Source organism: Acidovorax radicis (assembly GCF_020510705.1).
Taxonomy (GTDB): Bacteria; Pseudomonadota; Gammaproteobacteria; order Burkholderiales; family Burkholderiaceae_C; genus Acidovorax; species Acidovorax radicis_A.
The window spans coordinates 2,169,360-2,193,852 of record NZ_CP075184.1 but is presented as its reverse complement, the minus strand read 5'-3'; the positions used below and the strand labels follow the sequence as shown (position 1 = coordinate 2,193,852).

At 57.0% G+C, this 24,493-nt stretch carries 22 protein-coding genes, 1 tRNA gene and 1 pseudogene; 5 read left to right on the top strand and 19 right to left on the bottom strand.

What is annotated here, in order from left to right:
• Positions 1-58 precede the first annotated feature (58 nt).
• Positions 59-910 carry a DNA ligase gene (locus tag KI609_RS09995; protein WP_226449606.1) on the top strand — a complete coding sequence of 284 codons (852 nt, stop codon included), beginning with the start codon at positions 59-61 and terminating at the stop codon, positions 908-910.
• A gap of 226 nt (positions 911-1,136) precedes the next feature.
• On the opposite strand, the gene KI609_RS09990 is transcribed toward KI609_RS09995, so the two are convergent.
• Complete coding sequence (locus KI609_RS09990) at positions 1,137-3,503, bottom strand: arginine/lysine/ornithine decarboxylase (protein ID WP_226449604.1); 2,367 nt, start codon at positions 3,501-3,503, stop codon at positions 1,137-1,139.
• Positions 3,504-3,662: 159 nt separating this feature from the next.
• On the opposite strand from KI609_RS09990, the gene KI609_RS09985 reads away from it, so the two are divergent.
• The 3 genes from KI609_RS09985 to KI609_RS09975 all read left to right on the top strand — a co-directional run bounded on the left by KI609_RS09985 (position 3,663) and on the right by KI609_RS09975 (position 5,255).
• Complete coding sequence (locus KI609_RS09985) at positions 3,663-4,088, top strand: NfeD family protein (protein WP_226449602.1); 426 nt, start codon at positions 3,663-3,665, stop codon at positions 4,086-4,088.
• Between the two features lie 43 nt (positions 4,089-4,131).
• Entirely contained in the window at positions 4,132-5,049 is a 918-nt protein-coding gene (locus KI609_RS09980) for an SPFH domain-containing protein (RefSeq protein WP_226449599.1), read from the top strand.
• A 116-nt stretch (positions 5,050-5,165) separates the two neighbouring features.
• Positions 5,166-5,255 (top strand) — tRNA-Ser (locus KI609_RS09975).
• Positions 5,256-5,486: 231 nt separating this feature from the next.
• Here the strand turns inward: KI609_RS09975 and KI609_RS09970 are convergent.
• Positions 5,487-6,614: an Ig-like domain-containing protein gene (locus KI609_RS09970; RefSeq protein WP_226449597.1), complete on the bottom strand. Its 1,128-nt coding sequence runs from the start codon at positions 6,612-6,614 to the stop codon at positions 5,487-5,489.
• Positions 6,615-6,670: 56 nt separating this feature from the next.
• The gene (locus tag KI609_RS09965) at positions 6,671-7,870 is read right to left on the bottom strand and encodes a hypothetical protein (protein ID WP_226449595.1); all 1,200 of its coding nucleotides are present in this window, start codon (positions 7,868-7,870) and stop codon (positions 6,671-6,673) included.
• Positions 7,871-8,010: 140 nt separating this feature from the next.
• Between KI609_RS09965 and KI609_RS09960 the strand changes: the two genes are divergently transcribed.
• Entirely contained in the window at positions 8,011-8,439 is a 429-nt protein-coding gene (locus tag KI609_RS09960; RefSeq protein ID WP_226449593.1) for a helix-turn-helix domain-containing protein, read from the top strand.
• 34 nt (positions 8,440-8,473) lie between these two features.
• Here the strand turns inward: KI609_RS09960 and KI609_RS09955 are convergent, their stop codons facing one another.
• The 16 genes and pseudogenes from KI609_RS09955 to modB all read right to left on the bottom strand — a co-directional run bounded on the left by KI609_RS09955 (position 8,474) and on the right by modB (position 24,479).
• Positions 8,474-8,929, bottom strand: coding sequence for a hypothetical protein (locus KI609_RS09955; protein ID WP_226449591.1), 456 nt, complete (start codon positions 8,927-8,929; stop codon positions 8,474-8,476).
• Positions 8,926-9,663, bottom strand: a complete 738-nt coding sequence (locus KI609_RS09950) for a hypothetical protein (protein ID WP_226449589.1) — start codon at positions 9,661-9,663, stop codon at positions 8,926-8,928. The genes KI609_RS09955 and KI609_RS09950 overlap by 4 nt, the downstream gene beginning before the upstream one ends.
• Position 9,664: 1 nt before the next feature.
• The gene (locus tag KI609_RS09945) at positions 9,665-10,054 is read right to left on the bottom strand and encodes a type I restriction endonuclease subunit M (RefSeq protein WP_226449587.1); all 390 of its coding nucleotides are present in this window, start codon (positions 10,052-10,054) and stop codon (positions 9,665-9,667) included.
• A 143-nt stretch (positions 10,055-10,197) separates the two neighbouring features.
• Entirely contained in the window at positions 10,198-10,854 is a 657-nt protein-coding gene (locus KI609_RS09940; protein ID WP_226449585.1) for a hypothetical protein, read from the bottom strand.
• A gap of 144 nt (positions 10,855-10,998) precedes the next feature.
• Positions 10,999-12,387, bottom strand: coding sequence for a hypothetical protein (locus tag KI609_RS09935; RefSeq protein ID WP_226449582.1), 1,389 nt, complete (start codon positions 12,385-12,387; stop codon positions 10,999-11,001).
• Between the two features lie 208 nt (positions 12,388-12,595).
• Complete coding sequence (locus KI609_RS09930) at positions 12,596-12,853, bottom strand: hypothetical protein (RefSeq protein ID WP_226449580.1); 258 nt, start codon at positions 12,851-12,853, stop codon at positions 12,596-12,598.
• A gap of 191 nt (positions 12,854-13,044) precedes the next feature.
• Positions 13,045-14,673 (bottom strand): UvrD-helicase domain-containing protein, encoded by a 1,629-nt coding sequence (locus tag KI609_RS09925; RefSeq protein WP_226449578.1) that lies wholly within the window; start codon positions 14,671-14,673, stop codon positions 13,045-13,047.
• 3 nt (positions 14,674-14,676) lie between these two features.
• Positions 14,677-16,395: an ATP-dependent nuclease gene (locus tag KI609_RS09920; protein WP_226449576.1), complete on the bottom strand. Its 1,719-nt coding sequence runs from the start codon at positions 16,393-16,395 to the stop codon at positions 14,677-14,679.
• A 192-nt stretch (positions 16,396-16,587) separates the two neighbouring features.
• The gene (locus tag KI609_RS09915) at positions 16,588-17,322 is read right to left on the bottom strand and encodes a hypothetical protein (RefSeq protein WP_226449574.1); all 735 of its coding nucleotides are present in this window, start codon (positions 17,320-17,322) and stop codon (positions 16,588-16,590) included.
• Entirely contained in the window at positions 17,323-18,441 is a 1,119-nt protein-coding gene (locus tag KI609_RS09910; RefSeq protein WP_226449572.1) for a DNA cytosine methyltransferase, read from the bottom strand.
• Between the two features lie 387 nt (positions 18,442-18,828).
• Positions 18,829-19,788, bottom strand: a complete 960-nt coding sequence (locus tag KI609_RS09905; protein ID WP_226449570.1) for a hypothetical protein — start codon at positions 19,786-19,788, stop codon at positions 18,829-18,831.
• A gap of 148 nt (positions 19,789-19,936) precedes the next feature.
• Positions 19,937-21,226: pseudogene (traG, locus tag KI609_RS09900) on the bottom strand (IncP-type conjugal transfer protein TraG); the annotation flags it as partial.
• Positions 21,227-21,446: 220 nt separating this feature from the next.
• Complete coding sequence (locus tag KI609_RS09895) at positions 21,447-21,704, bottom strand: EexN family lipoprotein (protein WP_226449568.1); 258 nt, start codon at positions 21,702-21,704, stop codon at positions 21,447-21,449.
• A gap of 24 nt (positions 21,705-21,728) precedes the next feature.
• The gene (locus tag KI609_RS09890; RefSeq protein WP_226449565.1) at positions 21,729-22,619 is read right to left on the bottom strand and encodes a LysR family transcriptional regulator; all 891 of its coding nucleotides are present in this window, start codon (positions 22,617-22,619) and stop codon (positions 21,729-21,731) included.
• Between the two features lie 343 nt (positions 22,620-22,962).
• Entirely contained in the window at positions 22,963-23,814 is an 852-nt protein-coding gene (gene modD, locus KI609_RS09885; protein WP_226449563.1) for a ModD protein, read from the bottom strand.
• A complete protein-coding gene (gene modB / locus KI609_RS09880) occupies positions 23,811-24,479 on the bottom strand; it encodes a molybdate ABC transporter permease subunit (protein WP_226449561.1) in 669 nt (222 codons plus the stop codon). Before modB ends, modD begins: the two co-directional genes overlap by 4 nt.
• Positions 24,480-24,493 lie beyond the last annotated feature (14 nt).

Genomic DNA, 24,493 nt, shown 5'->3' with positions numbered 1-24,493 from the left:
AGCTCTTATCCATAAAGCGCAAGCAGCTATATATTCAATAGCAAACCCACTCACCACCATGCGCCGCAGAAGCTGCCTGCTTTGGCTTGGCTTGCCCGCCCTGCCCTGTTTCTCGGTGCTTGCGGCCGACGCGCCAGCCTTGCTGCTGGCGAATGTGTACCGGCCCGGCATGCCGCTGGCTGACTACTGGGTGAGCGAAAAATTCGACGGAGTGCGCGGCTTCTGGGACGGCCACACACTGCGCACGCGGGGTGGCGAAACGGTGGCAGCGCCTGCCTGGTTCACGGCAGGCTGGCCGGCGGTGGCCATGGACGGCGAGCTGTGGGCCGGGCGGAACCGTTTTACCCACGCCCAGTCCACCGTCCGCCAGCAACAACCCGACGATGCAGCGTGGCGCGCGATGCGGTTCATGGTGTTCGACCTGCCCAAGCACGAAGGCACGTTCGACGAACGCCTGCCCGCACTCCAGGCCCTGGTCGAGCGCATCGGCCAACCCCGGGTGCAGGCCGTGGCACAAAAACGCATTGCGACAGATGAAGCGCTCCAGGCCCTTTTACAGCGCACCGTGCGCGGGGGCGGCGAAGGCCTGATGCTGCACCGAGGCAGCTCTCGGTACCAATCTGGCCGCAGCGACGATCTGGTCAAGGTCAAAACCCACGAAGACGCCGAAGCCCGCGTCATCGCCCATCTGCCCGGCAAAGGGCGCCATGCCGGTCGCATGGGTGCCATGCTGGTGGAAATGCCGTCCGGCCAGCGTTTTCGGCTGGGTGCGGGGTTCACCGACGCGCAGCGGGAGGCCCCACCCCCGATCGGCAGCTGGGTCACCTACCGTTTTCGGGGCACCCATGATGGCGGACTACCCCGCTTCGCCAGTTTTCTGCGCGTGCGTGAGGACATGCCGCCCCGCTGACGTTGGCACGCAGCAGGATGCGCGGCCCTCGTGCCCCGTGCCGCCGCCCTCGCCGAGCGCCAGCGAATCATCCCTACGCGGCTTGCAGCCAGGCGGATTCAGCATCCGACCTCTTGACCTCTTTGGCAACCGAAAATCCATGGCAAAAAAATCGCCCCGCAGCAATGCCAGGGGCGATGGATGTGGGACAGCCAAAACGCTGCGGCACTAGCCGCAGGCGCTACCGTCAAACATTGCGCCCATAGGGGCCATCGTCTCCCACCTGCACCAGGTTCTTGGCCGTGGCCAGTGGTTTGGGGTTCTTCGGTGTATTGCTGGCGGCTACGCAGTCGGCGTAATAGCGCACCTGCCCGGATTCATCTTCCACCTCGACCAGGCCATGGATGTCGGTCTCAAAGCCCGGGCAGAGTTTGGCAAATTCGCGGGCGAACTTGAGGTAGTCCACGATCTTCTTGTTGAACACCTCGCCAGGAATCAACAACGGAATGCCCGGCGGGTATGGCGTAACCAGCCCCACGGTGATACGGCCTTCCAGCTGGTCGATCTCCACACGTTCCGTCTTGCGGTGCGCGATGTACGCGTAGGCGTCTGACGGCTTCATGGCGGGCGTCAGGTCCGACAGGTACATCTCGGTGGTCAGGCGCGCAATGTCGTACTTGGCATACATCTGGTGCACGTGCTGGCACAGGTCCTGCAGGCCCATGCGCTCGTAGCGTTTGTGCTGCTGACAGAACTCAGGAAGGATGCGCCACATGGGCTGGTTCTTCTCGTAGTCGTCCTTGAACTGCTGCAGGGCCGTGAGCAGCGTGTTCCAGCGGCCCTTGGTGATGCCGATGGTGAACATCACGAAGAAGCTGTACAGGCCCGTCTTCTCGACCACCACACCGTGCTCGGCCAGGTATTTGGTGACGATGGACGCAGGAATGCCCGTCTTGTCGAACTTGCCGTCCAGGTTGAGGCCCGGCGTAACGATGGTGGACTTGATCGGGTCCAGCATGTTGAAGCCATCTGCGAGCTGACCAAAGCCGTGCCACTTGGCACCAGCCTTCTTGCTCTTGCTGTCGCTGCGGATGATCCAGTCTTCCGCGCGGCCAATGCCTTCGTCCACGAGCTTCTCGGGGCCCCAGACCTTGAACCACCAGTCCTTCTTGCCAAAGTCGTCTTCGATCTGGCGCATGGCGCGGCGGAAGTCGAGCGCCTCCAGGATGCTCTCTTCCACCAGCGCGGTGCCGCCAGGCGGCTCCATCATGGCCGCAGCCACATCGCAGCTGGCGATGATGCTGTACTGCGGGCTGGTGCTGGTGTGCATCAGGTAGGCCTCGTTGAAGAGGTGGCGGTCGAGCTTGGTGGTCTGCGAGTCCTGCACCAGCACGTGGCTGGCCTGGCTGATGCCGGCCAGCAGCTTGTGAATGGACTGGGTGGCGTACGTCACCGAGTGTTTGGGGCGCGTGCGCTTCTTGCCCATGGCGTGGTAGGTGCCATAGAAGGGATGGAAGGCCGCGTGTGGCAGCCAGGCCTCGTCAAAGTGCAGGTTCTCCACGTAGCCGTCGAGCATGCCCTTGATGGTTTCGGTGTTGTAGAGCACACCGTCGTAGGTGGACTGCGTGAGCGTGAGCACGCGCGGCTTGACCTTCTTTGCGTCCACGCCCTTGAGCAACGGGTTGGCGCGGATCTTGGCCTGGATGGCCGCAGGCTCGAACTCACTTTGCGGAATGGGGCCGATGATGCCGAAGTGGTTGCGTGTGGGCTTCATGAACACGGGGATGGCCCCGGTCATGATGATGCTGTGCAGGATGGACTTGTGGCAGTTGCGGTCCACCACCACCACGTCGCCCGGGGCCACCGTGTGGTGCCACACCATCTTGTTCGATGTCGATGTGCCGTTGGTCACGAAGAAGCAGTGGTCGGCATTGAAGATGCGCGCGGCGTTGCGCTCCGATTCGCCGATGGCACCGTTGTGGTCCAGCAGCTGGCCCAGCTCTTCCACCGCATTGCACACGTCAGCGCGCAGCATGTTCTCGCCATAGAACTGGTGGTACATCTGGCCCACCGGGCTCTTCAAAAACGCCACGCCGCCCGAGTGCCCGGGGCAGTGCCAGCTGTAGGAGCCGTCTTCGGCGTAGTCGAGCAGCGCCTTGAAGAACGGCGGCTGCACGCCCTCGAGGTAGCTCTTGGCCTCGCGAATGATGTGGCGCGCCACAAATTCGGGGGTGTCCTCGAACATGTGGATGAAGCCATGCAACTCGCGCAGGATGTCGTTGGGCAGGTGGCGGCTGGTCTTGGTCTCACCGTGCACGTAGATCGGCACCTCGGTGTTCTTGCGGCGCACTTCACCAATGAAGTTGCGCAAGCTCAGCACGATAGGGTCCAAACCCTCGCCCACGGTGAACTCTTCGTCGTCAATCGACAGGATGAACGCGCTGGCGCGGCTTTGCTGCTGGGCAAACTGCGAGAGATCCCCATAGCTGGTTACCCCCACAACCTCGAAGCCTTCGGACTCGATGGCCTGCGCCAGAGCACGAATACCCAGACCCGAGGTGTTCTCGGAGCGATAGTCCTCATCGATGATGATGATGGGAAAACGAAATTTCATGCGCAGCCTCCGTGCAACCGTGCCCTGCCAGGCAAAAAACGAAACAGGCGCGAAGTGTAAGGAATAACAATGACCAGCCTTTGAACTCCCCCCCTTTTGACCCAGAATGTGGTGCACGCAACACATTACAAGCAGACAAAACTGCACAGGAGGTTTGATATGGAGGAATCCACCATCTGGTGGCTTGCCGCGGGGGCCGTGGTAGCAGCTGAATTGCTGACAGGCACCTTTTACCTCTTGATGGTGGCCGTGGGCCTTGTTGCTGCGGCGGTGGCTGCTCACCTAGGCCTGCACACCGCAGGACAAATGGTGGCTGCGGCGATTGTTGGTGGCGGATCTGTCGTGGCCTGCTACGTCGCCAAGAAGAAACTCCCTGGCAGCCCCTCGGCTCGGGCTGACCGCAGTGTGAATCTCGATGTGGGCGAAATCATCCTGATCGAAAGCTGGAACCCCGACGGAACCTCTACGGTGAAGTACCGCGGAGCCCAATGGATCGCCATTCACCGCCCTGGTGTCACTCCCTCCACAGGAATGCACCGTGTCGCCGAACTCGTAGGCAGCCGCCTGCTCGTAGACCCGCTGTAATCGTGCTGCGGATTCACCCGTCCATCGAAAAGGAAACTATCTCGTGGAAATAGCCATCGTCATTCTCGTCATCGCCGTAATCTTCATCGTTCGATCCATCAAGGTCGTGCCCCAGCAAAACGCGTGGGTGAAAGAACGCTTGGGCAAATACGCTGGCACCCTCACCCCCGGGTTGAACTTCCTGATCCCGTTCGTTGACAAGGTGGCCTACAAACACAGCCTCAAAGAAATCCCTCTCGATGTGCCCAGCCAGGTCTGCATCACGCGCGACAACACGCAGCTGCAGGTGGACGGTATTCTTTACTTCCAGGTCACCGACCCCATGCGTGCCAGCTACGGCTCGTCCAACTACATCATGGCGGTAACCCAGCTGGCGCAGACCTCGCTGCGCTCCGTGATCGGCAAGCTTGAACTGGACAAGACTTTTGAAGAGCGGGACATCATCAATGCCCAAATCGTGCAGGCCATCGATGAGGCCGCATTGAACTGGGGCGTCAAAGTATTGCGCTACGAAATCAAGGATCTGACCCCTCCAAAAGAAATTCTGCACGCCATGCAGGCACAAATTACCGCCGAACGCGAAAAACGTGCATTGATTGCCGCATCCGAAGGGCGACGCCAGGAGCAGATCAACATCGCCACGGGCGAGCGCGAGGCATTTATCGCCCGATCCGAAGGGGAAAAGCAGGCCGTGATCAACAAGGCCCAGGGCGAGGCGGCCTCCATCCTGGCTGTAGCCGACGCCAACGCGTTAGCCATCGAACGCGTGGCAGCAGCCATCCGCCAGCCCGGCGGCGAGCAGGCCGTGCAACTCAAGGTGGCAGAAAAGGCCATGGAGGCCTACAGCCAAGTGGCAGCAGACGCCACCACCACGCTCATCGTGCCAAGCAATATGACCGAGGTGTCCGCGCTGATCGGATCGGCTATGAAGATGGTGCAGACCAGCACGAAAGCCGTCTAAAAGCGCGAGTACTCTTGTTTTGTCTTGGCTGACGGATGGGCGTTCTGCATTTTTTTCATCATCGCCCACTTAACGTCAAAATGACCGCACTGCTGTGGCTATAATCGAAGGCCACCGGAGAGGTGGATGAGCGGTTTAAGTCGCACGCCTGGAAAGCGTGTGTGGGCTAATCCCCACCGCGGGTTCGAATCCCGCCCTCTCCGCCAGTAAGCAAGCAAACAAGCGCCTTTCGGGGCGCTTTTTTGTTTTTATCTACCATCATTTCTACCATCCAGTTTGCGATTGGACTGGATGCGCTGGAACGTCATTGGACATTCCAGCGTGGAAGATCGGTGCAGCGCCACTGCCAAGAAGCCATGCGATCTTGGCGATTTCGCTGCAGAGATGCTGCTTGGCGCTCCGGCAAGCCTGCGGTCTACCGCTCCGTCAACGATTGGTCAGGGCAGTTGCATGGCACCATACTGCCCCGCAAACGACTGCCCCTGCCGCACCGCATCCAGCAGTTGCACCACGCCAGCATTGCCGCGCTTGCCGATCCACGCTGCCACCTCCGCGCGTGCTTGGCAGTAGGTCTTGAAGAACACATCTTCCGGTCCCGTGTACGCCACCCAATCCGTCTCCTGATCGAGCTTGCGCAGATCGTCAATGCCCTTGCCTGTGACGTTCGTGCAGATAGGCTCACCAGCGATGTAAGTCGCCAGCCCCTCATCGAACCAGGCTGGCACGTGCTTGCCACCAGTGCGCGCCGCCACCTCCACGTGCGAGAACTCATGGGCAAGCACATACGGGTTCTGTGTCCAGGTCGGTGACGTGAGCACCACGGTCATGCGCGGAGCCACGTACTGACCGGCGTAGGTATTCGGGTACAGCGTCACATTACGCCGCCGTGGGCCCGCGAAATAGTCCGCACATGTCCCCGATTGGCACACCAGCACATCCGGCTGGGCCGATTGCAATTGGCCGTTGACCTTGCGATCCATCTCCAGGGCCGTCTGGATGCCATTGACGATCACTGGCCAGAGATTCTTGGCAACAGCGGATTCAACGAACACATTGCCACAGGCTGCTACCAATGCCGCGCCATTGAACGACGGAGGGGTGTTGGCCGAGCCACCAGGGCAAGCCAGCGCTTTCACTGTGAAGCTGGTCAGGGCAGTTGATCCGGTGAACACAGTTCCAGCCGCGTCCTTCGTCGCTGCAGCGTCCACCGAAGCCGAGCACTGCGCATTGGCGGCAACGCCTGGGGCATCTGGCTTGAAGGTTGCCACGGCACCGGAGACAGTGGTTTTACCCGCCACAGCCACACCATCGCAGACCAGCTTGATACCGGCCGCAGCTAGGGCCTTGCTCGCAGTGAATTGCACCGCAGGCGCATAGTCGGCGCCGGTGGTTCCGTTGGCCGGGGCAATGGCTGGAGCAGCCGCCAGTGTGAGATCTACAGGCGTGGTTGATGCACTGTTGTCACCGCCGCCACCACCGCCACCACCGCCACAGGCCAGTAGCATCGTCACCGGCATGGCAATGGCGGCACGCCGCATCGAGACAAGGGAAAGGGACTTCTTCATTTTTGCTTCTTTGGTTGGATGAATAAGGATGGCCGTGCGCTGGATGACACACCGGCTCAGGGCATGCGGCTCGGATCGGTGTAGAGGGCCAACAACTGCGCCACATGCATGTGCTCGCCTGGGGTTTCCAGCAAGGAGGCTCGGTCATCGGTCACCAGAGCCCAGACGTAGGCTTCCTTGCCCTCTGTGCGGAAGACAAAGCCGATGGCGGGCTGGCCAGGCCGTTTGATGGACACGCCGGGTCGGCCGCGCACCGTGATAGCCCGTACTTCTGAAATTTTCTGATTCTCCAGCAGCAGGCCAAGCCACTGCGCGCAAGGCATCAACTCCGTCCAGGCGGCGCCATAGCTCACGTAGAGCATGGAAGACACAAAGTCCGCTGGCAGCCCTAGTGCGCGGATTCGGGCTGCTTGGCGTGTGGCGGCCCCCTTGGCGTTGGCTTCCTGCTGGGTTTTAGCGGCAGCACGCTCCTGGGCTTCGCGCTCTTGCTGCTGCTTCGCGGCAACCTGGCGCTGGCGTTCCTGCTCTTCTTTGGCCTTCCGTTCAGCTTCGCGCTGGCGCTCGACCGCCTGCTGCTGCTGCTCCCAGGCTTCTTGGCTCCGTCGCTGGGCATCACGGCGCTCCTGGGCTTGGCGCTGCGCCTGCTCATCTTCGCGGCGCTGGGCTTCCCGTTGGCGAGCTATGCGCTCATCGTTTTCTCGGATGGCACGCTCGCGCAGGGCGTCTTTCTCTCGGTTGGCTTCTTGCTCACGCCTGGCACGCTCAGCGGCTGCAGGAGAAGCCGATACCGGCGGTGGCACCGCTACCGGCTTAGTGCCCCCGGCCATCGCAACCCGTACCGAGCAATCTCGCAAGCGCTGATCGCCATTGGCTGAAAAAATGGTGGCTGGTCCGGACAGCGCAGAGTCTTTCCACTCCAGCATGACCACGTTGCGCCATTGGCCGGTACTGCGCTGCCCTGGGCTCCAACGGCCCTCCAGATTGAAGCTCACGCGACCATTGCGCAGCATGCCGGAGCCCGTCTCGGACAGCCGACTGTCGAGCCGTTCCCAGGTCACGCTTTGGCCCGAGATGGTCAGTTGAATGGGCTGACTCCATGCGCCCTGCTGGGGGTTGGTAGTCAGGGGGCCGCATTCGAGTGTGCCGGTGTAGGTGCCGACTGTGGGCTGGGCTTGAGCGGCTTGAGCAATCAGCAGCACCATCGAAATGTGCAGCCAGACCCGTGTTCGCTGCGGTCGTGTGCGTGCAGTACGCATGTCCCTCTCCTTGATGTTTGATGGGCAATGGATGAGCCGCTGAGTGCAAGGCACCATCGCACTTTTGGTTTGAGATTCTTTGTATGAAATGAAGTATATATAACGCATACCAAATTCATCTGGTTCGGAACCCTCGGGGCATGAGTTCCCCGAAGGCAGTTCAAAAATCACAGGCGTCGCCGCTGGTCGGTAATCCGATGGCAGAGAAGCTCGGAGCCAACCTGAAACGCATACGACAGGATCGCGGCTTGACACAGCAGAACCTTGCATTCGCTGCAGAGATGGATCGGACGTTCATCTCCCTTTGCGAGAGGGGCGCGACCAACCCATCGCTCTACAGCTTGGGCACGCTTTGCTGGTGTTTGAAGATCACGTTGGCAGAGCTTTTTGCGGGCATTGAAGACACGCTTCCGCCGTCGTCATCGGGGGCTCAGAAGCGTCGTAAGAACCAGGCTTCGCACGAGCCGCGACCACCATCCGCCGCAACGTTGAAGCGAGCGGAGACCATGAGAAAGAAGAAGCTGGCCCAGCAGTCCTCGGCTCCTGCAAAGAGAGCACGGCCGGTTTAGTTCGGTAACAGGAGCTGGATGACAGACGCTGTTCTCACCCGTCCATGGCAACTGTGACCCTCAGAGCATCCATCAGGACTGGGTCACGCGCCGCAGCAAACCACAAGTTGATCTCGCGCGAACCCACGGCTGCATGGATCGCGCTGGAGACGGCTGCACAGTGTTGCAACTGCAGTCTGTGGCTATCACCGCTCAGTACCACAATGGCCGTCGTCGGATTCCTGCGCCGCCGATGCTGTGCAATGGCGTCAAGGCAGTCATTGATCATGGTCTGCAAATCACGGTGGCGGCCGGTAGCAACGAAGCACCAAGGCGAGTACCCCCATTCGGTTAGTGCACGATACAGATCACCCCAGTCCAAAGCAGGCATGGCATCCGGCTCCGTTGCTGCGCACAGATCGTCAAGAACTAGTGCTGAATGGACGACTGAAGAACTTGGTATGAACGCCAGGGCCAGCGTCTGCAACCATTCGCGCCGGTTCAGCGTCATGACGTTCTCCGCACACGTATGGCTGCGAGCAACCGAACTGCCTCGGGTTGCCAAGACTCAGACTCGTGCATCCAAATGATCATCTTCTGCTTGGGCTCTTTGTGCCAACCAGGCTTGGCACGACGGCTACCGGGGCCGGCATCTAGCAAACGCAGCCGTGCGTTATGGGCGTGGAAACATGGTTCTCCGCCACCACTGTCTAGTAGCAGGATACGCTGCGGAAAGTGGCTTTGTCCCACTACCAAACCCTCCACGCCGACCGCAAGAGCCCAGTGCTTGGTGCGGTGATGTTTCACAGAGGTAAATGCAATGGCAACTAGATCACCCTGCATGAGCCATTTGACGGCGGGGGCATCCACATCGTGCTCAATGCAGTAGCGAGCGGTGAGTTCGAGTGGCAGTCCAAGGCCATTCACTTGATCCGCCCAGTTTTCGGGGGTGATTCCGGTGAAGTAGTACGGGGACATTGCGGTCCACACTGCGGCTGCTACACCATGCTTGCGCCGTGACATGTCGTGCAGCGCCGAGGCCTTTGCAAGTCCAAGAATCACAAGCAGCATCGCCAGCATGTGAGTCCCGCAAGATGCGTCCAGAACCGATTGCTGCATGAAGACCGGCACCGGCTCTTCGCGCTTCTGTTGAACGGTAAGCGTATGGCCGGTCTGCAGCGCCGCGTGGATGCGCTGAAACGTATATGACGGCTCAGCGCGCTTGGTTGAGACGGCTTTGGGCATATCAATACTCATCTGGTCGCAACAACGTAGTCACGCTGCGGTCGGCTTCAGTAATGATCCAGAGCGTTGGCAGTGACGAACGCCTGTCTCTGGGCGTTGCAGCCAGTCGCTCCGCATCGACGAGCCGATAGCAACTCTGAATCCGCAAACGGCGCGTGATGGCGAAGTCGTTTTCTGCGCGGTCTTCTTCGCATATATCACCCCAGTCACATTGCACATGGCGGCGGCACAGGGCCGCAGCGCTGAAGCCAGTTTCTTGCAGCAGTTCAAAAGCACCGGGTGTGGCAACAATCTGACCCAGCGGAAACTTGGCGCTACTGGAATAAATGATGGTGGTGGTAGTCGGTGAAGACGAGGCCAGACTTGATGTTGGTTCGGGTGTAGCGGTCATTGAAAACTCCATAGGTAGGGAACGAAACAGAACGGTGAAAACAAGCGGGCGTGCGTAGTCCTCCGCAAACAGGTAGCGGATAGAAAACGCGGGCGAGGGAAATCAGTGCGGCCGCAGAAAAGCAGCCGACGAAAGACGAAGCCTCAGCGAGAGGCTGGTAAGGAAACTTGCGCTTGGCAGAGCGCTTTCGACAGATCACTGTCCGAGGCATAGGGATGCTCGGCCCAGTCTGCAAACTTGTCGGAGGCCGACAGCCAGCCGCTCAGCAACGGGGGCATTTCACCTTCAGCACCGATGCCATCGAGAAAACCCCAGGCGTACAACCGACGCGAGGCCACGGCATCTTGAACAGCGCCCACCGGCATGTCGGCTAGCAGCGCCAGCACGTCGCAACCATGAGTGACATGACGCAATGTGATGACTGGCAGGATCGCTCGGCCGAAATGCCAGACACAGCAAGACCAAAGTAACCACTGGGACTCGAATGGCGTGAAATTCAGCAGCCGCGCCAGCGTGTCCAGATTAGCGCCGATTGGCGACGACGTCGGTAATGATGAGGCTGCCAAATTCACCATGCGGGCAGCCAACTTCACCGGCTCCGTTGGTAGAGACAGATCGCATGGTTGACCGACACCGTCCTCCATCAAAAATGCAGGCAGGTCACCATCGAAAATGGGCTGCTTCGCATATCCAAGTTCACGCCAGCATCGCTGTTCAATCTGCCGACTTTCTCGGATCAATTCTTGGCCGACCAACCATTCGGGTAGTAGTGCTCCCATGCAATGCGGCAAACTGCCCATGTGGTGGCAACGAAAGGCTGCATTATCCAAAACACAAGTGCCGTCAATTATATTAAAAATCAAAGCAAATGTTTATACACCAATTATATCAGAATTTTCGTTTTTAAAAAAGCAAACTTAAAAAACCAGAAACAGCCATTTAAACTACGGCATGCTGGCTATTTTTTTTGATTCTGGTGTTATAGATCGAATCCCGGCGACATACCAGCAAACACCATTTTTATTCACATTCTTTGTTGCCTTAAATCTCCAAGGAGTCTTTTTGCACACGTCTGGATTACCTTCTGAAAATTCGACATAGCAGGCACCGGAAAAGGGGCAAATTGCATTCTTTAGATCTTTTGTTTTAGATATCCCCCCATCTGCAGTGAAATGTTGCTTTACAAAATGTATTGCAGAACACAAAACGATGAACCAGGTTATTTTCTCATCTGGCAATGAAGCCAGCCCATTTTGGTTGCCATGATAGTCTGTGATGGCAGTTCCGTCAGCTTTCTCTTGAATAATAAGTCGTTCCGCTAGAGCAGATGAAATTTCCAAAAATCTGCTAGGAGTCAATGAATCTTGCAGGAATATCTCTTCAACCAAGGGGAATGTCGATCGCATTTGAGAAGCAGATTTAATTCGCATAAGATAGCTTTCAAATGGCTCCCCAAGCTTATCAGTATGTGCATAAAACTCCCTGAGAATATCCACCTCCTCTTCAAAGGCATTGTCCATATAAAATTTTAATGCTTTGATGGAATTTTTAAAATACTTATCAAACGAATCACCACCTTTTCTAAGGGCCAGACAAGCCTCAATAAACCCTTGTGAGGGTGAATAATGCATGAGCGCAGCGCTTCCAACTTTCATCCGCTCTGATTGATTTGTTTTGCGCCCTACAATATAATTAACCACAGGCTCATAGGTTAAATATGGAAATATTGGGGTTGCATCATCAATAATTCCAGATGCAATGCCATTTTTTTGCCACACCTCTCGCTCCACTTCGTAAGCAATCCCCTCCGTAATAAAATTTAAGCCTATTTTTAAAACTCCATGTACGGCTCTTTTTTTTATTACTCCTTTGATGTTTAATTGGTAAGCAAAAAGGTGTGCAAAGCAATTTTGATCATAACTCTGGAGATTTGATATCTCCCAATGATCTTCGATGCTTTCATCTCTACAGTCTTCTATTTTTTCAAAAGAACCAAATATAAGATTCAAGTGTTTCAGAAAAAATTCAACGTCTTTACTTTGAAGTGTTTCTTGGCTTGATTTTTCGATCAACTCACTCTCAGTCATTAGGTACTGAGTCGCCATAAATACGGCTGTATTTACCAAAACAGCCGCACGAACCCCTGCTACCGTTGATATATTGTGGAGATAGTGAATGAATTCATGCACATGGGTTGGAACCGCGCTAGGATATGGATCGCCATCAGCAGGAGATAAATCGGCGGCGCTCTTGAAACGTGTAAAAAAACTATTTGTGCTATAAACCCCAAGAGTGGCGGAAGAAAATTGATCGTCATCGAATAAGATGGTCATGACAAAAATATAATTCCCTATTAAATCAACAATACCACTCTTGCCCTGATATTTTATAGACTACATTTAAGTATTTTATAAGGGGGAAAATATCATTCGCCTTCAAAAAATCATTAATCAACGCAGATTGAATATTGACCCATGAAGCGAGCTAGGCATTCCGGATGCACCACACCTATTGCTAGATTATATGAAGCACATGTTGTTTTCATTGACTTCTTAGCTCAACCCAAAAAGCCGCAACGATCAGTAGGTGCCGCAACGGGGGCGTTAACGTGGCAACGACGGGTGTCTCTTTTTCATCGAATATGATCGGCTTAGCGTTTATCTCGCCAAGTTTCACGCGCCTGATGAGTGCTGCGCTGAGAATGATGTTGTCAATGTGTTTGTGCTCATCGCACGCCGCCACCATGGTCAACATAATCTTGCTGCCTGAGGGATGATCGTCGTTCCATTCTAGGAACATCTGCTTGACCTGGGTCTTGCCCTGCGCTCTTTTTTGGGCGGTTCTCTTTCACTAGCGACAGCCATCGGTTACGGAAACAGACAGTACACACGTCGGACATGGCACTCTCTGAGTACATCCGCCTGGCAGCAAGAATGAAGATCCCGCCTAGGCTCGCATGCAGAGCTCGCTTGAATGAGGATTGCGAGCTGCTACCAAGGGATTGGCACGGCGTTCATCCCGTTCCTGCCGATGAACTGCGATGGGGCTCCGCTTTTCTCCTGTCCGGAACCGTTTAAGCGTTTGGTTGACGTTAGCAGAACTACCGCTTTGATAGCGCGAGTCACCCCAACGTAGTGCAGGTTCAAACACTGTTGCTCGTCTTTAAAGACAACTTGCCCATAAGGGACGCCGTCATACTCCCGCGCTGGCATCACGTGATCGTATAGATCCGCATGGAAGACCAAGTCAAACTCTAACCCCTTCGCTCTATGCAGCGTCATGATCTGCACCGCATCATCGCTGGGCTCACGGAATTGACCCAACTGGTGGACATTCGCACAAATAGCTAGAAGCTCGTCAGTGCTTTTCTTCGTTGGTGGCATACCCATAACCGCAGTAGCCGCTGATATGAGGACAGTAGCTAGATTGGCTTCATCGCAAGAGCGGCAAAGGAGGATGGACTTACGTATACGGCGCTTTTCTGGAGCCGTAAGCCTTACCGGCCCCAGGCGGTCGAGTAGCGACTCTGCCGTAGCTTGTGGGTCATAGCGCAAACGCAGCAGGTCGCTGAAAAGGTTGGCTTCGGACAGCGAAGCTAGAGCAAATGGACTGTCTTCTACAGCCACGTGAGACAGCCCAATATTTGCAGCGGCCAGCGACACGGTGTTCTGGTTTCTACAAAGTATGGCTACTCTCTTAGCCGCAGACACTTGATAGTGAGCCATCAAATGCGGGATTGCAGTCCTCAGCCAATGGGCGACGTGAATCTGAGTGCCAGTGACCGTCTTGATGAATACCCGATCATCTCCCGTCCGAGTTACTGCATGATTTGGGTTCAGCAGCCGTTGGGCGAAGTCATTAATCGAAGGGTGACTTCGGAAGTTCGTCGTTATCGCAAAGGTCGCGAAACCACTTCCCGAAGCGCATATAGCCTGTAAATAGCGAGCATCTTTGTGCGCGAAAGAGTAAATTGACTGATCAATGTCTCCTACTGCTACCGCGGTCAGCCCGATATCGCGTAGCTTGAGAAAAAGCCCGTGTTGAAAGTAACCGCTGTCCTGATACTCGTCGACATAGACTGCTCTATATCGTGCTTTGTGGTACGTTCTGCAAGCAGCCGACATCTCGAAGACGTAGCAAGCCAGCATGCCGACAGCTTCCATCGGAATACAACCATGTGCGAGCGCTGCCAATAGGAAGGGCAGGAAAGCATCTATATCCTTGAGCGAAGCGTTCGCGATGCTTATCGTAGGAAGCAGCTGTTGGATCGTCTCGGGTAAGTCGCGGATCTTGCCTGTGGCCAGTTCGACGGGAACACCAGTTACATGGCACTGAAACGGTAGGATGATCTCGCGCAGGCAGAATTTGTCGATCGTACCGAAGAAAGATTGCTTGACGTCGAACGAGCCCGTCTTGCAGCGATGCTCCAGCTCGTCGCTTGCCTTGTTCGTAAAGGAGATGGCGATGATGCCTTGATAGGGGCGTAGGTTTTCCAATTCCTTGCGGACTTTTTGAGAAATCACGCTTGTCTTGCCGCTCCCTGGTCGAGCAATTACGGCCATGTGGCCTTGGTACTCGATCGCTCGTAGTTGTTCCAAGCTAGGGGAAAAGGCAGCCATCCTCTAAACCCTCAGGGCAGCGTTGATGCAGTGCAAGAGCGGCTTCAGCAGGTTTCCGGCAGGACCGGCTTTAAGGTTGGCGCCGCAGTGTTGAATAAATTCCTGCATGCGCGTGGCCTTTTTGCCCTGAAGATACTTGATTGCGTCTGGCGCTCCCAGGTTATTAAAGGTGGCCATTAGAGTTGAAAACTCTGCGGCTATGTCGTGCTCAAGATCTACTTCAGACAAGAAGACGCCTTTAGGTGCAACGGCAGTACTGACTCTCATCCACGTTCCATCACTGAGAGAGGTTTGCCGATCGTACGGCGGCGGACGATGGGGCTCCGAAGCATATCCGGCCAACGAAAGTGCTCGATTGATGCCTGCTAGGTTGCGCAGGACCACCGGAGCTGAGCGAGGCCCGGTTGATATGTCGGAAACGTCATTGTCAGTGCGCATCGACCACGGGATCTCTAAAGCATCGAGCACTCGCTTGTAGGTGGCAAAGGACACGCCATCGACGGACAAAAGAGATACATTGTGCTGATCAAGGTCTAGATCGTGTGCGCGAGCCAAAGCTGAGTAGAACAACATCTCCGACGGGCCTTCGACCATCATCACTGCAGAGGCAAAAAATGCTTCAGCCGGAAGGATGCTAATTCGGTACCCCAGTCCAGTCCACGCAGTTTCGATGCAAGAAGAGCAGCCCTGACTGGCCGCGCGCGTTGAGCCCTTGTCCCTCATCAAACGAACGACCGAGTCGGGACGGTAGCTCGCGGCGATTTGAGGTGAGTGCGATGTGACGATCGTCTGTCCGGGCAGGGTACTGATCAGATAGCTCGCGAGCTTTCGCTGTTGATGGGGGTGGAGGTGCGCTTCCGGTTCTTCGACGCAGTAGATCACAACCTCGTTGTCTTCATCGTGCTCAAGGACGCTCCGGGCTTTCCATAGGGCAAGAAGGATCTGGTTGTTGCGGCCGTCGCCGCCCAGCATCACGGGTGAGCCATTTGTGCTGGCGCCTAATTCCAACTGCTCGATGAACTGCTGCATGTCGATCGCGCCAGTATCAAGCGAGACGTCATAACCCGCGTGATGATGTGAGAGCTTTTTCAGCTCCGCGTTGAGATCGGTCGTCGCCGAAGCGACATAGTTCAGCCTCTTTACACCGGCATTGACTGTGTCAAGAAGCTTGCCCAGCGCGAGGAGCTCTGTCGTATCAGCATCCGTTTGTTTTGGTGTGCGGGCATCTTGAGCAAGACGCAACAAGTGCTTTTTCTCAGTACGAATGAATCGCTGGAGGTCGCGCTGCGAGTGGATGTACTTCAAATGCAAGTGCTTCAAGTAGAAGCGGCTGGAGATCTCCGCCATGCTCGAAATATCATGGCCAGCAAAAATTTTATAGCTTAGGTCTGATCGGGTTGCATGGAATCCGAGGAAAGTCTGCCCAGTCGCGCTCACATGGCCCTTTAGCTGGGAGAGCACCGCGTCCTGGGTCACCTCGGAGAATGCGACGAGAACTGAAAAGGTGCTGGCTTGTGAGCCATCGTTGGCACAGTGGAAGTCACGAGCCGATGGCTCAATGTCTGCGTCGGAGAGCGTCTTATCGAGCAGCAGCCGGAGCCCATGGATCATGTTGGTCTTGCCAACGTCATTCCCTCCGATCACCAACGTGTTCAGGGCAAAGTTGATGTGAGCATCGGCAAAGTTGCGATAGCCCTTCAGTTGGATATAGTCAATTTTCATGAGTAGACGGGCTGGGTGGTGCGAATTTCGCCCGGCCTACGGCGCGCTTGCCAAACCGGGCACCAGGGTTTGCAGGACTAGCCCTTTTCACATTAAGGCCGACGAGTACCCAGCCACAACGGAAGCTTCTTGCGGCGGCAGTTCAAGATGCGACAACTCAGGGCACTCTTCAAAGGAATACCTCGGCTCAGACTATATTTTAAGAATGCCGGGATGCTGAGGGTTATTAATTACAAAATCCTCGGCAATTGCTCTAACCCCTGCTGCCCAGTTTGGCCCTTTCACCACACGATTTGTTTCTTCAAACGAGCTGAGATGTGTCTTAGTTATGTGAGGGTTGTTCAGAGTCGCACCACGTTGTGCGATGTACTGCAAACGTAGCTGCAAAATCTCCAGCATCCGTTGCGGAGATATTCTTGGTTTGCCGTCGACGACCAAGTCTAAGGCCGCTTGATATTCATCCGCAGTCCATTGCTGCTTATGTAAGCGCTTGGCGTCCTCGATGGAATAGGACTCCTGCTCTCCGCAGACCTCGTACAAATCCTCGACCAACAAACGACGTGACGCCCAGAGAGCAAGCTTAAAATCAATTGATATTTTGGCCTCGATGGATGCGATCCAAGGCTCCATATCAACTGGGGTCAAACAGAGACAATGCTGAAGCTCAGGCCTTCTAGCTTCTTTTGAATAGAAACCGATCACAAAAAGCATCCTGCGCCATTTTTTGATGTGATCCATTCCCACATCCCGCGCAGTTGAAACAGTAGTACCCGTCGAAGACTTGACTTCAACATCAAAGCGGAAATTCTCGCCATTGACTTCAACGTCAAGAACGGCGTCAACGCCAGCACGCTGATGAGCGGGATCCCAATTGAGGTTGAACATCCGAACAAGCTCACGCTCGCGCTCATCATCTTGTACTGGCATTTAGTTCCCTGTTAAAGCTCTTGCTACCTGTCGCGCGACAGCATAGCCTACTGGAGGGCATACGCTATTCCCAATTTGGCCGAGAGCTTGGTATACAGCACCTTTGAACCGCCAATTGGCCGGGAATCCCTGAAGTAACGCGCAGTCATCGACAGCCATCCGGAAGTGTCCGTTCTCCGGCGGGTAGGCTGCTGCCACAGCATGAGTCGGTTGAACGCCATTTGGCCAGATGCGCAACTCGTTCCAAATGCCTAATGCAGCCTTACTGTTCAAAACACCAGTGGTGTTCCTCGGTCCGGTAAATCCTGAGCGCAATGTCGGCGCTACCACGTCGTAGCCGATGGGCGGAAGTCCAAGGCTCCGACGGGCTGTGTTGCGCGGCAAAATTGGCCCGAAGACGCCTTCCACGTCTCCATGTGTGTGCGCAGGTTCGATCCATCGAGCGGCATCACGAGCAGCCCGGAACCCAACGAAGAAAACACGGCGGCGGGCTTGAGGTACGCCGAAGTCATGAGCCGCAAGTTTGAACTTGAAAATCGTGTACCTTTCTTGCAACGGCTGAAGAATGTTCTCTTGCACGAACCCCTCAAACTTGCGATCCAACAGGCCAGGCACATTTTCGGCAACGAAAGCACGCGGCCGGGTCTGGAGGACACACCGAATGAAGTCGGGCCACATGTTGCGTGGATCATCAGCGCCGGCCTGCTTTCCTGCAATGGAGAAAGGTTGGCAAGGGGGGCCGCCATGAACAATATCAACCCCTCTGAAGTCGAGGAAGCGGGCTGTGCGCACATCGCCAGCCTCTGCTCCTGCATAAACCGTCCACTCAGGCCGGTTGGAACGCAGGGTCTCGCCACAAATGTCAAGAATCTCAAATGAGGCGCTATGACTGAAGCCTGCGCGCTCAAAGCCAAGGTCGAGGCCTCCGCCACCAGCAAACAACGATAGCGAAGAAAGTCCATTACTTTCTAGTTGCGGCATGAGATCGTCAACATCAAGACGATCTCCGAACTCTGCGCCGAGCAGGGGGTTGTTCTCGTGGGCCTGTAACAATCGAAGTTTGCGCTGCTGTGAACGAATAGAGGTTTCTCTATAGCGGTCCCGCTGCTCATCGGTCAATTCATACGGCATAGTACTCCCAAGGTGAGCAGGCACTCACACGAACGTGTTGTGCCTGTAAATAAATACAGTATACAAGCCTGCTTCAAACCTGTTGCTGCGGTGAATTATCCTTGACCTCCGGAAGCCCTCCGCAACCACCGCAACGAAAACCGGCATGTCATTTTAGTTTTTGGCTATCAACTATTTAAATTCATAGTGTTTCCATTGACTGTTACCGGCTAGTCCGAATCGGCATAGCCAATCGGCGCCAGCGAAGTCCAGCGGCAAAGAAGTGCTCTGAATGGCTCCAGAACGGCCGGCAAGCTCGGTATTCGAGCCACCGGCATGAATGAATGCCATTTCAACTGAAAGTGGCTCAAATCGCTTGTCGGCCGGTTGTGTCGGCTAAGCGGTCACTTTCAAGAATGGCCACGCGGCGGAGTCGCGCAACGTCTCAAGCAGCGACGCGGCGTACATCTCCGGCTTCCACCATGGCGCAGCCATGGCATTGAGGCGGGCTTCCCACGCCAGAAGTTGTTCGTTAACCAGGCGGCTTTTGCCGCACTGTTCCTGAATGTGGGCACGCGCACCGTGTACACCGCGCAAGCGCACCTTGTCGACGTAGCCCGAGAAGCTGGCATCCCATTTCTGAGCATCACCCTTGAGTTCCAAGATGCGGTACCTGCCGAAGGGGGCCCTAATCTGCGCCAGTTCCGCAAAGGTCAGGGGCTTTTCAAAATTGCGGCGGCTCTCCAACTGAGTCCGGCCAGTCTTGCGTTCGAGAGCCAATTCAGCGCTGTCGCGTAGCTTGCTGCGACTAGGCTTCTCGCCCACCAGGCGTTTGTAGGCATCGCTCGCAAGCTGGTCATAGGCTACGCCGTGATGGGCCGAGTTAACGTCGCCCATGTAGATGGTCTGCACGTAGCCTTTGCGGTTTGTATTCACCCAAACCTTCGCGCCGGACATAACGCCTTCCATGTCGATGACCAAGTCATCAATGGGCAGGCCAAGCTGAATGCAAACGTCGATGCGACGGATGAGCATGTTGGCAGCGATCAGGCGGGCGCTTACGGAGAACAGAGTCTTGAACACCTCCTTGAGCAAGTCGCTGTCGCCTTTTTCCATCTGGTTCGGATTGAGCACGATCTGCATGGGGGCGCCCTTGTCTGTGTTGTTTGGCACCATGTGGAAGCGCACGATGGCGCCACTGGGCAGGTGGAGCACGAAGGCGTGTTTAAAGAAGGTGCCCTGAGTGCTGCCCTTGCCCAGGCGGCCATTACGGAGCAGTTGACGTGCGCGATCCAATGCAGCGTCAAGTTCATAGGCTTGCAAATGCAAGTCCAAGTACAGTTTGTCGATAGCCATCACGCCAATGGCAGGAGGAGGGGACTGCTGCAACGCTGCAGAGACATGTCTGTGTGGACTCATCTTCTGAGTTCCACCATTGCTACTACTAGTCTTACTGTTCTTATATGCTGGCTTCTTCTTTGTGAGAGACATGCTGATTCCTGATGAAGCCGGCCATGAACGCCAGCGCCGTCTCGAAGAAGTCCAGACGCCCCAGGGCCGGGAACTCGTCGAGCATCAGCAGCAGCTTGTGGCGGCGTGCGATGCCGTCCGAACCATCGAGCGATTCGGTGAGCCGCCGGCCGATCTGGTTGAGGATCAACCGAACCAGCGGCTTGGTGCGGCTGATGTCCGAGGGCGGCACCACCAGGTACAGCGATACCGGATGCTCCGCCGATATCAGGTCGGCAATGCGCCAATCGCAGCGCGAGGTGACTTCTGCCACCGTGGGATCGCGGTACAGGCCGAGTAAGGACATCGCCGTGGACAGCACGCCCGAGCGCTCGTTGTCACTCTTGTTGAGCACCTCGCGTGCGGCCGAGGCGACGACGGGATGCGGAGCGTGGCCCAGGTGCCGCGTCGTCATCATCCGGTGCAGCGTCAGCTCGAACGGACATGCCGGGTCGGACAGAAAGTTGGCGACGCCGCGCAACGTTTTGTCTTCGCCCGCATAGAGCACATGCAGGATGGCGCCGACCAGCAATGCGTGCGAAGTCTTTTCCCAGTGGTTGCGGCGCTCCAGGGCGCCTTCGGGATCGACCAGGATGTCGGCGATGTTCTGCACGTCGCGCACCTCATGTGCGCCGCGCCGCACCTCCAGCAGCGGGTTGTAGGCGGCCGACTTGGCATCGGTGGGGTTGAACAGCAGGCAGTGCGAGAAGCGGGAGCGCCAACCTGCGGTGATGGACCAGTTCTCGCCCTTGATGTCGTGGATCACGGCGGAAGCCGGCCAGGAGAGCAGCGTGGGGACCACCAGGCCGACGCCCTTGCCTGAGCGCGTGGGCGCGAAGGTCAGGACGTGTTCAGGGCCTTCGTGGCGAAGGTAGTGCCCGTCATGCTGGCCGAGGAAGACGCCAGCAGGCTGGGTCAGCCCGGCCTCGCGGATGTCAGTGGCACGGGCCCAGCGTGCCGAGCCGTAGGTGGTGACCAGCTTGGATTGCCGCGAGCGCCATACCGACATGGAGATGGCAACCACCACAGCCACCAAACCGCTGCTACCTGCGATTGCGCCTCCGATGTCAAAGACATGCGGTGCGTAGGCATCGAAGAAGAACCACCACTCGAAAAGCCGCCAGGGGTGATAGACCGGTGTGCCAGAGAAATCGAACCAGGGCGAGCCAAGGCGTGCTTGATAGCCCAGGGTGACGGCAGTCCATTGTGTGGCGCTCCACACGCCAGCGACCACGATGCCGAAGACAGCGGCGATCTGCCCGAATAGCACACCTTGACCTTGCATCCTGACTTCCCAATTTCTCCTGCGCGGCAAGAGGCACGAAAACGTGCCGCACACTCGAGACTGAGGGCTGGATCAAAGTCGGTCAAAGACCGTTATCGGAACAACGATGCTCTACAAGGCATCAATTCCCGTAGCGACGAAGCCAATAAAAATGCCGCGAGCGGCGGCATGCTGCGGCGTATCGAGCAAAAAATGCAGCTTTTTTGCAATTCGTCCAAGATCAGAACTTGGCAGGATCTTTCGGTGGTGTGTCGGTTGTTTTACGATCACCGAGAAAGCGTCGGTTCGTCGCTTCCGCCACCCGGTTACAGAGTTCATCGCCGAGCTTGGCGCGCTCGAGTTTGCATTGCAGGCGCAGTGCCTTCAGTCGTTCGGGGTTGGCAGCAAGCGATTCCACCGTATCGATGGCCGAGGAAGGGCTGCACGCAGACAACACCAGCGTAAACAACAATGTGGAGAAGTGGGACAGAGGTTTCATCGCGGTCACCATACAGAAGGTGGGCTATCGGACTGGCCGCACCGGATTAATTCGTTCGATAAAGCGGCTCAATTCCTGCGGCGGCTCAGTATTTCGGCGCAGCAGGTATGTCGTAAGCAGGGGCGTGCGGCCCGCAAGCGGACGGGTCACGATGGCGGGGTGATTGCACGTCGACAGGTGTGCCTCGGTAGCAAAGCCGAGGCCGAAGCCGGCAGCTACCAACGTGATCATCAATTCGTGGCTCGCTACCTGTTCAGCCACAATTGGCTCTCGGTGGTTGGAACGCAGCACCTTGGCGAGTTGTCGGCTACACCCTTCACTGGCATCTGGGTCGCACAGCACCAATGGGTAGCGCAGTATCTCGTCCAGCGGCAGCTTCTTGTATGCGAGCAAAGGATGCCGCACCGGGACAGCGACGACCATGGGATCATTCCACACGGGTAATGCAATCAAACCGTCGTCCACCTCTGCCGATTGTGCGAAACCGGCATCGTACAGGTCGCAGCACAAGCCTCTCATCTGCTGCGCAAAGGGCACCTCGTACAAGCGTATATCCACCTCGGGCTCCTGCTCTCGGCACAGGGTCAGTAAGGCTGACAAACGAGCTTGAGACAGGCAGTCAGACAATGCAATACGCAATTGCCCATAGTAGCCTGCCGCCACAGCCTTCACACTTTCACGAGCTTGTTGCAGTGCAGCGAAAATACGGGGTACATGCTCCAGGAACACCCGCCCTGCGTGCGTCAACCGCGTGCAGCGGGTGGTGCGCTCGAACAACAGAACACCCAGATCGGATTCAAGTTCCTTGATCGCTCGCGACAGGGGTGATTGTTCGATGTGCAGCTTCTCTGCCGCGCGCGCGAAATGGAGTTCTTCTGCCACGGCCACGAAACAACGCAAATGCCGAATTTCCATTCTGCCCTCTCGGATGCTGCTACCGAATCGTGCACGAGCACATGCTGGTGTTCATAGGAAATGACTCAGCGCGATTTTCGTGAACGCCAGGTAGATAAGCGCAAATGCACAACGACGTCTCGTCCCGCATAAGTTCGCGCTCATTAGGGCGACACAGAACAAGTAGCAGCGGGTGGCAACGCTATCGCGGTCTCGATCGAATTTGATGGTCTCGAGGCAGCATTGCAGGTTGCTGAAGTCCCCGGCTTGAGAAGCCTTGATCGCTACCATTGCTCTCTGGGTGGCGTAGGCCATGTCGCCATAGCTACGACACTCCTTTCCGCACCACTGCTTTGAGAATCGATCATATTGGCATTACCTGCACGCCGATATCGACCGGTAGAGCATGGTGAAGGCTACTGGTGACAAGCGCATCAACGCCAGTGGCGGCGTAGTCGGCGGCGTTGTGCCCGTTGATGCCGCCAGCCGCCAGCAAGGCCATATCCGGGTGCTGCGCCCGGAGTAGCGGACACCACTCGCGCAGTTGGTCTGCACTGGCTTTGTCGAACTGCACAACGTTGGCGCCGACTTGGGCCGCCAGCAAGGCCTCTTCCAGCGTATGCACTTCGATTACGCATTTTTTCTCAGCGAGCGCCGGGGCCACAGCCGTCAGGCGCATTTGCAGAGCACTCCAATCGCCCAGCAGTGCGCGATGCTGAGGAAATACCAAAACCGTCTCGCCAACACTGAGTCGATGTGGAAAGGCCCCACCGCAGAGTGTGGACTTGAGCGCAATGCGGCGCAGGCCGGGTGAATGTTTGCGCGTGGTCAACACCGCCACACCAGGCGCTGCGGCATGCACCGCCTGCACCATGCGCGCCGTGGCACCAGCCACGCCGCAGGCATATTCGAGCAAGTTCTGCACCACTTTCCATGCGCGCAAAAGGCTTGCCGCTTGACCGGTAGCGACCAACAGCACATCGCCCGCTACCGCCCGCGTGCCGCTAGGCAGGCAGCGCTGCACCTCGCCACCACAATGCTGCACCACGCGCGCTGCCTCTTCGGTGCAGGCGGCCATGCAGGTCTCGCGCACGGAGAAGCAAATATCCGCCTGCTGCGTACCGATCTGCAGCAGGTGCGTGGTCAGGTCGAGCAGAGGTGCATCCTCGGCAATCCAGGCATCGATGGTGGCGTGGTCAAAAAAAACGGAATTCATAGCGCTCCCAAACGGCGTAACAGAACAAAGGCCAGCAGCGCGGCCACCGCCAGCACCAGCGACAACGTGTTGGCACAAGCCAGGTTGCCGTCCAGCACATGGTTGTAGATGGCCAGCGACAGCGTCTCGGTGCGCCCGGCGATGTTGCCGCCCAGCATCAGCGACAGCCCCACTTCGCCCAGCCCGCGCCCGCCCGCCAAAATCACCCCGGCCACGACGCCGCGCCGCGCCAGCGGCAGGTCGACGCGCAAAAACACCGACCACGGGCGGTGGCCCAGCGTGGCCGCCGCCTCGCGCAGGCGCGGCGACACCCCGGCAAACGCCGCCTGCGCGGGCTTGACCATTAAAGGCAGCCCGGCAATGAATGCCGCTGCCACCAGCCCAGTCCGCGTAAAAACGATGTCGGGCCGCAATCCCTCGGGCAGCCACTGCGTGAGCCAACCCTGGCGCCCCAAAAGCAGCAGCAATCCATAGCCCAGCACGATGGGCGGAAACACCAGCGGCAGTGTCACCAGGGCGTCGAGCAGGCCGCGCCCGGCAAAGCGGCGCCGCGCCAGCAGCCAAGCCAAGCTACCGCCCAACACCAGTTGCAGCGCCATGCTCCAAGCCACCACGTTGAACGTGAGGGGCAGCGGCGCGCCGGGGCAGCCGTTGAGCACGTCCATTCAGGCCTCCATGC